Origin of the sequence: Pseudomonas sp. 57B-090624, assembly GCF_003234055.1 — a bacterium.
GTDB classification, from domain to species: domain Bacteria; phylum Pseudomonadota; class Gammaproteobacteria; order Pseudomonadales; family Pseudomonadaceae; genus Metapseudomonas; species Metapseudomonas tohonis.
On record NZ_QKRU01000029.1, the window covers coordinates 38,203 to 49,276 of the forward strand.

Genomic DNA, 11,074 nt, shown 5'->3' on the forward strand with positions numbered 1-11,074 from the left:
TATGTCCCTTCCGCTTTCGCAGATCGTAAACGTACAACTCAACGTGCAGCCGGTATCCACCCCGCGCCGCGACTTCGGCCAACTGGCCCTGTTCACCCCCGAGGCCGGCAACGTCTTCATCGACGCGTCGACCCTGTACATCAGCTGCGCCAGCCAGGCCGAAGTCGAGGCCGCCTTCGGCAGCTCCTCGCAAACCGCCATCGCCGCCAGCGCCTTCTTCGCCCAGAGCCCGCGACCCAAGCAGTTGCTGGTGGCGCGCTGGCTGAAGTCGACCCGCAACGTGCCGGCGGTCAAGGCCGCCATCAATGGCACCCCGTTGCTGGCCACCCTCGACCAGTTGAAGGCGGTGAGCGCCGGCCAGCTGTCCATCACCGTCGACGGTGTGCGCCAGGACGTCACCGGCCTGAACTTCAGCGCCGCTGCCGATTTCGCCGCCATCGCCGCGCTGATCGACGCCAAGCTGACCGCCCAGGCCGTCAGCTGCCGTTATGACGCCGTCGCCAACCGCTTCATCCTCGACGCCGATGTCGCCGGCGCCGCCAAGGCCATCGGCTTCGCCCAGGACCTGGGCGCCACCGGCACCTACCTGGGTGGCCTGCTGCGCCTGGAGAACGGCATGGCGCAGAAGGTCGCCGGTGCCGATGCCCTGGTGCTTTCCGCGCAGACCCTGCCGCAGGCCTTCGCCGCGCTGCTGGACGTCAACGCCGGCTGGTACGCCGCCACCGTCGCCGCGTCCCTGACCGACGACGAGATCGAGCAGGCCTCCGCCTGGGTGCTGGCCGCCGACAAGAAGGTGTTCGGCGTCACCACCCAGAACCCGAGCCACCTGGAGAACGTCGCCAGCAACCCCTTCAAGCGGCTGGTGGATCGCCAGAGCCATCGCACCGTGGCGGTCTTCGACAAGAACGACCCCTATGCGGTGAACAGCTGGCTGGCCCGTGCGCTGTCGGTGAACTTCGCCGCCAACAACTCCACCCTGACCATGAAGTTCAAGCAGCTGCCCGGCATCAGCGCGGACAACCTGACCCTCACCGAGGCCGACAAGTGCCGCAAGCTGGGCCTGAACTTCTACACCTACTTCGACGAGTCGGCGATGGTCGCCGAAGGCACCGTCATCGGCGGTCGCTTCTTCGATGAAGTGCACATCCTCGACTGGTACGTCGACGCCGTGCAGAAGGAAGTCTTCGCCACCCTGTACCGCTCCCCGGGCAAGGTGCCGCTGACCGACGCGGGCGTCGCCCGTCTGCTGGCATCCGTACGCAAGGTCTGCCGCGAAGGCGTGAACAACGGCGCCTTCGCTCCCGGCGTATGGAACGGCGATCCCTTCGGCAACCTCGTCAGCGGCGAGCGCCTCGACGAGGGCTTCTACGTCTGGGCCGACAGCGTCGACAACCTGTCCACCTCCGATCGTGAGCAGCGCAAGGCGCCGCCGATCCAGGTGGCCCTGAAGATGGCCGGCGCCGTGCACTCGGTGGACGTGCTGGTCAACTTCGATCGCTGATCCCATCGCCAACCCATTTTTCGGCCCCTTCGATGGGGCCTTTTCTTTTCCGGAGATTTTCCATGGCTATCTATGACCAGAACCAACTGTCCGTCCTGATCAACGGCTACGAGATCCGCGACTGGGCCAGTGGCGCCGACGCCCTCAAACTGGCCTTCAACAACGCCGCCGGCACCCTGAAGATGGGCAGCAACGGCAGCGGCGTCTTCGTCGCCAACAACGACCGTTCCGCGACCCTGACCCTGAAGCTCAAGCAGCACTCGGCGGACAACAAGTACCTCAACGGCCTGCGCGCCCTGCAGGACGGCAACCTCAAGGCCTTCGTGCCGCTGACCCTGGAAGTGCGTGACCTGCTCAACGAAGACCTGATCAGCGCCACCAAGGGCTACTTCACCACGCGCCCTGAAGTGACCCGTGGCAGCGAGGCCAACGACATCCAGTGGGTCATCGTCTTCGAACGCGCCAACGTCAGCCTGGAACAAGGGGTCGCCTGAACATGAACGCCGAACATCGCATCAACCTGGATGGCATCTCCTACGTCATGCGCCCGGCCAACGCCATGCCGGCCTGGAACGCCCTGAAGAAGGCCGCGCGCCTGCTGCAGGGCGTGAAGATCGAGCGCGGCGAGGGCAGTGAGTCCCTGGCCATCGGCGCCATCCTCGCCAACCTGGGCGATCCGGTGGTGGCGGAGATCGAGGCGCTGGTGCTCCAGCACGTCAATGCGCAACCGGAGGACGGCGCGGCTTTCCGCCTGGCCGACCGTGCCGACGCGCACTTCAACCAGCATCGCGGCCACCTGCTGCCGTTGCTGATCGAGGGGGTGAAATACCAGTTCGGTGATTTTTTCGCCGCCGCCATGCCCGCCCTGTCGGCGATTCTGCCGGGGCAGGCCAAGGCGGAGTAACCGACTGGTTCCTCTTCACCCCTGTCATGCGCCAGCTCTGCACCCTGCATGAGCTGCGCGCGCTCTACACCCTGGCTGACCTGTGCGACTTCCACGACGCGATAGCGGAGTGGGACGACGCACAGCGTCAGGCCCATGAGAGGCAGGCCAATGGCAGCAATTGAAATCGACAAACTCGGTATTGGCGTCGGCCTTTCGCTCGGCCTGGCGCGGATCACCAATAGCGTGAAGCAGGAGTTGAGCATCACTGACAACTCCCTCACGCAGAACATCACCAACCTCTACAGCTATGTAGACACCCTCAACGAGGTGCAGGAAACCGCCGCCAAGGCGAGCGACTCGCTGCTTTCCGTCGCCTCCGGAATCGGCGGCTTCGTCAGCACGATCGCCGGCTATATCGGCTCTGCCCTGGAGAGCCTGGATGGGCTCAAGAGTGGGCAGGACTCCCTCGGCGTGGTCAGCGAAAGCGACGTCACCGAAGCCCAGCGCTACGAGAAGGCCATGGACGGCCTCGACAAGATGCTGGAGGCGGTGAAGGTACGTGTCGCCCTCGGCATCGCGCCGCAGCTGAGTTATCTGGCCGAGGGCTTCCTGAGCCTGCTCGATGCCAACAAGGAGCTGATCGCGGCGGGCCTCTCCCGAACCATGGAGATCGTGGGGGAGGGCCTGGACGCCCTGGTCAACTTCGGCCGCGCGGTGGACGCCGTCGTGCAGTCCACCGTCGGCTGGGAGGCGACCCTGATGATGCTCGGCGCCGCCCTGGCCTGGGTCGGCCAGGCCACCATCCTGGCCTTCGCCGCCAACCCGGTGACCTGGATCGTCGCCGCCCTGATCGGCCTCATCGTGCTGGTCGACGACTTCATGACCTACCTGGATGGTGGCGAGTCGGCGCTCGGTGAGTTCTGGGCGCCGTTCAAGACCGGTCTGGAAGGCATCAATGAAACGCTGGCCGCCTTCAAGGCGGTGTTCGCAGCGTTCTGGGCGGAAAACGGCGAGACCGTGACGGCCTTCGGCAACGACCTGTTCACCATCATCGGCGCCAGCGTCATGCAGCTGGTCGCCATCTTCCAGATGTTCTTCGCTGCGATAAACGGCGACTTCGAAGGCGTCAAGGCAGCCTTCAGCAGCTGGTTCGAAGCGCTCAAGGCGCAGTTCGAAATCATCGGGGGCTTTATATCCAAAGCCGCTTCCTACATCGGTTTGGGAGGCGAAGAGGAGGGCGAGGCTGGAGCAACACCTCAGCCTGGTCCTGGGCGCGCGATGAAGGGGCCTGGCACGGGTGGCCTGTCCGCACTGATGGCCAACGGGCCCGGCCTCGTGGACGGAGCCAGCCAGTTGTCCGCTGGTGTGCAGGGCGCTCAGAGCCAGGCTGCGGCGGGTGTCGGCGTCCTGGTGATGCCGGCTCAGCCGGTCAGTAACAGCTACAGCCAGACGGTGACCGTAAGCGTGGCGGGGGACAACCCGCGCGAGATCGGACGCGAAGTGGCCGAGCAGGTCGCACGCAACCAGCAACGCCTGACCACTCACAACAACAGCAGCGAAATTAGGCAGTGAGGTGAATCAATGGTCATGCTGATCAACCGCCGTATCGGAACCTTGAGGCTCGATGCGGTGATAAGCGAAACACACAAATCCGACCTCAAGATCACCGAGAACCCAGTGGAAAGCGGTGCCAACATCGCCGACCACGCCTACGTGCAACCGCGCTCCCTGATTATCAAGGGCACCGTGGTGGAGCACTACGACCCTTTAGCCAACCTGCCCATCGACAGCATGCCGGGAGTGCGCAGCGGGCGAGGGTTCCTCGACAACATCCTGCCTGGCCTGCTCTCACCCCGCACTTCGCAGGGTGAGAGCCGTGCCAAGCGCGAACTGAAGAGCTGGCTGGAGCCCCTGGCGGACGGCACCAAGGCCCGTCCCCTGGCGCCCTGGATGCTGGAGTCCCAGCCGCTGTCGCGCTTCGACAGCTCGCCCAGCCAGTCACGCCTGCAGCAGATCTACCAATGCCTGCTGGATACCCAGAAGGCTGGCGAATTGCTGCAGGTACAGACCGGCTTCTACCTGTACAAGAACATGCTGCTCAGCACCATTGCAGCCACACAGACACTCGACGGCTCCATCGATCTGGACCTGACCCTGCGTGAGGTCCTGGTGGTGGAAACCCGCGTCATCAATGGCGTGGTCACCCCGGCCGCCGGTACCGAACGTTCCGGTCGCAGCGATACCCAGGCGGCGGCGAAGAAGCCCCAGGGCAAGACCACGCCCAAGGCGGACAAGCGCAATGAAAGCCTGATGCATGCCGTATTGGGGGTTGTCAGATGAAACGAATCCCCATCAGCAGCGAACCGCTGCAGGAGCAGAGCTTCGATTTCGCCGGGCGGCGCCTGCGCCTGACCCTGCGCTACAACAGCATCGGCGATCACTGGGCCTTCGACCTGCTGGACGAGTCCGACAACACCTGGCTGGCCCAGGGCCTGACCCTGGTGGTCGGCGTGCCGATGCTCTGGCGCAGCACCCTGCCGTTCTTCCTCTGGCTCGACGACCTCAGTGGCGTCGGGCTCGACCCCATGGGCGGTAAGGACATGGGCAGCCGTTGCCTGCTCTACATCGGCGAGAAGTCGGAGGTGCAGCCATGAGGCAGTTCGGCCGGCAATACCGCCTGGTGCTGGGCAGCGAGGAAAACGGCCTGGTGATCGACAGCCTGCGGGTGACGTTCGAGTTCACCAAGAGCATCGACAACACCCCCAACAAGGCCGAGATCCGCATCTGGAACCTCAACCGCGAGCACCGCGAATGGCTCTACGGCAGCGATTTCCGCAAGGTCTGGCTGTGGGCCGGCTACAGCGAGCTGCGCCTGCTCTACGCCGGTGACATCACCGCCGTGGCGCTGGAGCGCAAGGAGCTGGACAACATCATCGTGCTCACCTGCAACACCGGTGACACGGACATGCGCCAGGCGCGGGTGAGTACCACCCTGGCCGCCGGCAGTACCGCGAACGACCACGTGAAGGTCGCGGTGGCCAGCATGACCGGCACCGCGCCCGGGCAGGTCGTCCTGCCCAGGCAGCGCCCGCTGCCCCGGGGCAAGGTGCTGTCCGGCCTGAGTCGTGACGTGCTGAGCGAAGTGGCGGCGGAACAGGGCGCCGACTGGTCGATCCAGGATGGCGACCTGCTGCTGCTTCCCGCCGGCTACGTGCTCGACGACCAGGCGGTGTTCCTGTCCCAGGAAACCGGGTTGATCGGTGCGCCCAAGGAGATCAAGGGCTGCGGGCTGGAACTGACCTGCCTGATCGACCCGGCCCCCCGGGTTGGCGGCACGGTGCGGCTGAAATCCATCGAGCCGCGCTACGACGGCGACTACAAGATCGTCGCCATCAACAGCAAGGGCGATGTGATGGAAAAGGACTGGTACTGCGTGCTGTCGGTGATCGGCGGCGAGTTCCAGAAGAAGGATGCCGCCAAGGCCGACAAGGGAGGCAAGGGCAATGGGTAACTACGACTGGCAGACCCCGTCGATGGACAAGGCCAACCGCTCCACCATCGACGCCCGCCTCAAGCGCCTGCACACCGCGCTGCCCGGCCGCATCGTCGCCTTCGACGCCGCGCGTCAGGTGGCCAGCGTGCAACCGATGATCGAGCAGCAGCTCATGGATGGCTCGCGCCAGGCCCTGCCGCTGCTGCCGGACGTGCCGGTGCAATTTCCCCGGGGCGGCGCCTTCGTGCTGACCTTCCCGGTCAAGCCGGGCGATGAGTGCCTGCTGGTGTTCAACGAACGCTGTATCGACGGTTGGTGGCAGTCGGGCGGCTCCTCGGAGCCGCTGGACTATCGCCAGCACGACCTGTCCGACGCCGTGGCGATCATGGGCATCAGCTCGTTGCCCCAGGTCGTCCCGGCCTTCGCCACCGATGCGGTGGAACTGCGCCGGCTGGACGGCTCGGCCTACGTGCGCCTGGACGAAGGCGGCACCCTGACGCTCGACGGCGCCAAGGTGCTGATCAAGTGCCCGGTGGTGTTCGAGGCCGGCATGACCGGCAAGGGCGACGTGGTCTCCAACGGCATCAGCCTGGAGCGCCACCTGCACGGCCAGGTCATGGCCGGCCCCGGCGTCACCGGCGTGCCGCAATGAGGACATGACAATGAGAGTGAGACGAATAGACAAGGACGGCGACTGGACCTTCGGCCAGGGCCGCAACAACTACGCCGACGGCAGTGAGTGCGTGGCGCAGCGCGTGTGTACGCGCTTGCGCTCCTTCAGCGGCGACTGGTTCCTCGACCTGGAACACGGCCTGCCGTGGCTGCCCCGCATGGAGCGGCCGGCAGACCTGGCGCAGATCGAGGTCGACATCAAGCGCTGCATCCTGACCACCGAGGGCGTGAGCGAGATCCTGGACTTCCAGATCAGCGAAAGCCCCGACGACAGGCGCCTGAGCATCGGCGTGACCCTGCGTGACAGCCTGGGTACCAGCCTGAGCACCAGCGTGCAGCGCTGAACGGCCGCAACCGCCGTCATACCGAAGCCCCACCTCGCGTGGGGCTTTTTCTTTGGAGAACCAACATGGGACAACTGACCAACAAGGGCTATGTCGGTGAACGCCTGGACAGCATCCTTGCGGATCTGGACCAGGGTTTCCGTGCCATCTACGGCAACGACATCGACCTTGCCCCCGACAGCCCGGACGGCCAGATGCTCGGGCTCATCGCCCAGATCCGCGCCGACCTGGAGGAGCTGGGCGAGGTCACCTACCGCGCCCTGGACCCGGACCACGCCAGCGGTGCCTGGCTGGAACAGCGGGTCGCCTACGCCGGCCTGACCCGGCGCCAGGCACGCTACAGCTACCTGCGCGGCGCCGCCCTTACCGGCCGCGCCGGCACCCTCATTCCCGCCGGCTCCGTGCTGCGGGACATCAACCGCGGCCGCTGGCTGCTGGTCGCCGACACTACCCTCGGCACCGATGGCTCGGCTCGCGCCGACCTGCGCAGTGAGCTGCTCGGTGCCTTCAACCTGCCCGCCAACAGCGCGCTCACCATCGAGACGCTGGTGCTGGGCTGGGACACCGCCACAAGCCTGGCCGCCGCCGAAGTGGGTGCGGAAGAGGAGACCGACCCGGAACTGCGGGCGCGCTTCTACCGCAGCCGCTCCCGCCCGGCGCAGAACAGCCTCGACGGCCTGGTGGCGGCGCTGCTGCAACTGGCCGACGTGCGCCAGGTGGTCGGGCTGGAAAACACCGGCTCCACCGTGGATACCGACGGCGTGCCGGGCCACAGCCTCAACCTCATCGTCGATGGCGGCGAGGAGCAGGCCATCGCCCAGGCGATCTTCCTGCGCAAGCCCGCTGGCACCGGCCTCATGGGCCAGCAGTCGCGCACCGTGGTGGACGGGCAGGGCGTGAGCCGCCTGATCCGCTTCGACCGCCCGGCGATGGTCGACTGCAAGGCCTTCGTCCAGCTGCGCCGGGATGCCGAATTCACCGCCATCGACGTCGCCGCGATCAAGGCCCAGCTGTCTCAGCTGGACTTCCGCATCGGCCAGGACGTGCAGCTCTCCCGGCTCTACAGCCCGATCAACACGGTGCAGGGCTTCTGGGTCGAGCAGCTGAAGATCGGCCGCCGCAGCGGCGCCCTGGCGGCGGACAACATCGTCATCGGCGTCCGTGAACGGGCCCGCTTCGCCCAGGCCGACATCGAAGTGGTGGTGCTATGAGCTACGACCGCCTGCTGATCTGGCAGTACCAGGGCAAGCCCCGGGCCGCCGCCACCGCCGAACTGCTCTCGCGACAGTTCGGCGATACCTGGCAAGGGCTGGCGGCGCTCCCCGAGGCACTGGACATCGACAACGCCGAAGGCGTGAACCTCGACCTGGTCGGCAAGCATGTCGGCCAGGGCCGGGTGCTGCCCGGCCTGGCCCCGCGCAGCCTGTTCGGCTTCTTTGAAGTGGCCGGCGCCAAGGGCTTCGGCCAGGGCAAGTGGTACCGCATGGGCGACCCGCTGGGTGAGTCGGCGGTGCTCGATGACGACGACTACCGCTTCCTCATCCGCTGCCGCATCGCCCGCAACTACCAGCTCGGCACCATCGAGGACATCAGCGCGGCGCTGCGCTTCATCTTCAACAGCGAAACGGTGGTCTTCGACCAGTACGACATGAGCCTGACCGTGGTCATCCGCACCGACCAGGTCAGCGACTTCAAGCGCTACGCGCTGAACACCCTGGACATCCTGCCGCGCCCGGCCGGTGTCCGCATCCAGTTCTACGTCGCAGTGCCCCAGCGGGCATTCGGCTTCCGTGGCGCCCCCGGCGCCCTCGGCTTCAACCAAGGAAAATTCGCGAGGTTCCTATGACGCAATACACCCGTCCCGACGAACTGGTCTTCGCTTCCGGCGCCAAGCCGGGCGAGCTCCAGAGCTTCCCCGACATCCCCCGCGGCTGGGGGGTGACCTTCGACCAGACCACCGGTGTTCCGCCGATGGAATGGTTCAACGCCCTGTTCAAGCGCAGCGATGAAGCCGTGCGCTACCTGCTGCAACGCGGCATCGGCGAGTGGTCCACCAGCGAGGACTACCCGACCGGCGCCCATGTGCAGGAAGGCGGCAAGGTGTGGAAGGCGAAGGTGGCGAACGTTGGTAAACGGCCGTCGATCAACCCCACCGAGTGGGTGGAGACGGCGCTGACCCGTGATGCCCTGAAGACACTGATTCAGGAGCAGCTAGGGGGCGGGACCCTCAACTTCGGCCAATGGCTCTGGAGCGCCGCAACGTCTGGCGCGCCGGCCAACGGCTACCTCGCATTGAATAATTCAACACCGGCCAATGCCACTGCGCTGCTGATCGCCAAGTCCAGCATCGAAGGGCTGGACTACAGCCGGGGCCTCAGCATCTTGCGGGCTGGGGACACCATCTGCTTCCAAAGCCGCGATGGCGGTGCCGTGGTTCATCGTTTCCGCGTTACCGGGGACCTGGTGGACAGCGGGACCTATCGTTCGGTGCCGGTGGTGTATGTCGGTGGGGCGGGTGGCGTGCCGGCGGCGAATGCTTCGCTGCAGGTGTTGCTGACGCCGGCGGGGGCTTCGGATGCGGCCCAGCCGCTGTTCTCCGTCATGTGGTGGCCCTATCGCTCGTCCGTTCCTGCAGGTTGGGTGCCCGCTGATGGTCAAGCACTGTCCCGGGCGACCTACCCCGACGCCTGGGCAGGCATCGTGGCGGTTCAAGTTCCGATAGTTGCGGAGTCGGCTTGGCTATCGACGCCAACAGAGCGTGGTCGTTATACCGCCGGCGACAACACTGCAACTTTCCGCGTACCGGACTACAACGGCAAGTCTGCTGGGACGCTGGGCGCTTTGTTCCTGCGTGGTGACGGCGCGCTCTCGATGGGTACACATGGCACGATCCAGGCGGATGCCCTGCAGGGACATTGGCATGCAATGGACATCGGTGGCCAGGCTGGCACTACCGCAATCAGTGCCTCGTCCATTGGTGTTTCAAACGGCACGCTTCCGTCGACCGGGGCAATCCGAAATCCGACAACTGACAACGTGAACGGTGTGCCTCGTACTGCATCTGAAACGCGCCCACTGAACGTGACGGGCTGCTGGATCATCAAGCTGGCGGGCAGCGTGACTAATGCCGGCAGTGTTGATGCATTGGCTCTGGCCTCAGCTTACGCAGCGCTGGTTACGCGTGTGGAGGCTCTCGAGGCGCGCCCGCGCACTTTGGGCGATGGCCAAACTTGGCAGAACCTGACTGCCAGCCGAGTCTCGGGCACGACTTACACAAACACGACCGGGAGACCCATCTTTGTGCAGGCGAGCATTACTACGGGCAGCGTAACTGCATATTGCAACGGCATATCGATAGTTCCGAACGGAATTTATGCGGCTTTTGTTGTGCCCAATGGGGGCACCTATTCAATTGCTTGGACTAATAACTTGAACGCAGTTTGGGCGGAGCTTCGCTAATGAAATTCTTTCGAAATACTCAAAGTGGCGAAGTGTTCGCCTACGAAAAAGACGGTTCCCAGGATCACCTGATCAGCAAGGAACTGGTACCCATGACTGCCGCTGAAGTCGAGCTGCACATCAACTCGGTCAGGCAACCGACTGCAGCCGATGTAGATATCGAGCGCGACCGGCGAATGGCTGCTGGCATGGAGTTCCAGGGAACGTGGTTCCAGTCCAGACCGAGTGATCACGAGAACATTCTCGGGGCCGCCCAGTTGGCTTTCATGGCCTTGGCTGGTGGCGCCAAACCGAGCAACCTGCGCTGGCTGGATGCTGACCAGGACTTCGCCTGGATCGCGGCCGACAACAGTCTGGTGACGATGGATGCACCCACCGTCGTGGAGCTTGGCAAGGCGGTGATTGCTCGCAAGCAGTCACTTATCTACGCGGGCCGTCAGCTGAAAGATATGCAGGCGATTCCCAGCGACTATGCCGACGACAAATGGTGGTCGTGATGGAGTCATCTAGTTGAAGTAACACTTATTTGCGGCCCGCACTTTGCGGGCCGTTTCTTTTCCGACTGACTCGTTATCGGTTTGTACTGAAGACTTGGCGTTCGTTGATTCGTTTTCGGTGGGGCACCTGACCACCTTTATTTCCGGGCGGTAGACCGAACCTGCAAAAGGGGAGGCGCCGTTCAACCACCTGGTAATCGCCAGTGGTTTTCTAGCAAACGA

At 64.8% G+C, this 11,074-nt stretch carries 13 protein-coding genes; all 13 read left to right on the forward strand.

The genetic code is table 11. The features are described 5' to 3' along the window. Position 1: 1 nt before the first annotated feature. A complete protein-coding gene (locus DMX10_RS15375) occupies positions 2 to 1,501 on the forward strand; it encodes a DUF3383 domain-containing protein (protein WP_111261891.1) in 1,500 nt (499 codons plus the stop codon). Positions 1,502 to 1,563: 62 nt separating this feature from the next. Then, the gene (locus DMX10_RS15380; protein WP_021218484.1) at positions 1,564 to 1,995 is read left to right on the forward strand and encodes a phage protein; all 432 of its coding nucleotides are present in this window, start codon (positions 1,564 to 1,566) and stop codon (positions 1,993 to 1,995) included. Between the two features lie 2 nt (positions 1,996 to 1,997). Continuing rightward, the gene (locus DMX10_RS15385) at positions 1,998 to 2,405 is read left to right on the forward strand and encodes a phage tail assembly chaperone (RefSeq protein ID WP_111261892.1); all 408 of its coding nucleotides are present in this window, start codon (positions 1,998 to 2,000) and stop codon (positions 2,403 to 2,405) included. A gap of 150 nt (positions 2,406 to 2,555) precedes the next feature. Beyond that, positions 2,556 to 3,959 (forward strand): hypothetical protein, encoded by a 1,404-nt coding sequence (locus DMX10_RS15390; protein ID WP_111261893.1) that lies wholly within the window; start codon positions 2,556 to 2,558, stop codon positions 3,957 to 3,959. A 9-nt stretch (positions 3,960 to 3,968) separates the two neighbouring features. Continuing rightward, the gene (locus tag DMX10_RS15395) at positions 3,969 to 4,727 is read left to right on the forward strand and encodes a phage baseplate protein (protein WP_111261894.1); all 759 of its coding nucleotides are present in this window, start codon (positions 3,969 to 3,971) and stop codon (positions 4,725 to 4,727) included. After that, positions 4,724 to 5,041: a hypothetical protein gene (locus DMX10_RS15400; RefSeq protein ID WP_111261895.1), complete on the forward strand. Its 318-nt coding sequence runs from the start codon at positions 4,724 to 4,726 to the stop codon at positions 5,039 to 5,041. The genes DMX10_RS15395 and DMX10_RS15400 overlap by 4 nt, the downstream gene beginning before the upstream one ends. Next, a complete protein-coding gene (locus tag DMX10_RS15405) occupies positions 5,038 to 5,898 on the forward strand; it encodes a hypothetical protein (protein WP_111261896.1) in 861 nt (286 codons plus the stop codon). Before DMX10_RS15400 ends, DMX10_RS15405 begins: the two co-directional genes overlap by 4 nt. Then, positions 5,891 to 6,532 carry a Gp138 family membrane-puncturing spike protein gene (locus DMX10_RS15410; protein WP_111261897.1) on the forward strand — a complete coding sequence of 214 codons (642 nt, stop codon included), beginning with the start codon at positions 5,891 to 5,893 and terminating at the stop codon, positions 6,530 to 6,532. Before DMX10_RS15405 ends, DMX10_RS15410 begins: the two co-directional genes overlap by 8 nt. Before the next feature lie 10 nt (positions 6,533 to 6,542). After that, a complete protein-coding gene (locus DMX10_RS15415) occupies positions 6,543 to 6,896 on the forward strand; it encodes a hypothetical protein (RefSeq protein WP_031287383.1) in 354 nt (117 codons plus the stop codon). A gap of 65 nt (positions 6,897 to 6,961) precedes the next feature. Continuing rightward, on the forward strand, positions 6,962 to 8,107 hold the full coding sequence (locus DMX10_RS15420) for a baseplate J/gp47 family protein (RefSeq protein ID WP_111261898.1): 1,146 nt from the start codon (positions 6,962 to 6,964) through the stop codon (positions 8,105 to 8,107). After that, positions 8,104 to 8,742 carry a DUF2612 domain-containing protein gene (locus DMX10_RS15425; RefSeq protein WP_111261899.1) on the forward strand — a complete coding sequence of 213 codons (639 nt, stop codon included), beginning with the start codon at positions 8,104 to 8,106 and terminating at the stop codon, positions 8,740 to 8,742. Before DMX10_RS15420 ends, DMX10_RS15425 begins: the two co-directional genes overlap by 4 nt. Further along, positions 8,739 to 10,355 (forward strand): phage tail protein, encoded by a 1,617-nt coding sequence (locus DMX10_RS15430; protein WP_021218495.1) that lies wholly within the window; start codon positions 8,739 to 8,741, stop codon positions 10,353 to 10,355. Before DMX10_RS15425 ends, DMX10_RS15430 begins: the two co-directional genes overlap by 4 nt. After that, the gene (locus DMX10_RS15435) at positions 10,355 to 10,852 is read left to right on the forward strand and encodes a DUF4376 domain-containing protein (protein WP_111261900.1); all 498 of its coding nucleotides are present in this window, start codon (positions 10,355 to 10,357) and stop codon (positions 10,850 to 10,852) included. The genes DMX10_RS15430 and DMX10_RS15435 overlap by 1 nt, the downstream gene beginning before the upstream one ends. Positions 10,853 to 11,074: the final 222 nt, after the last annotated feature.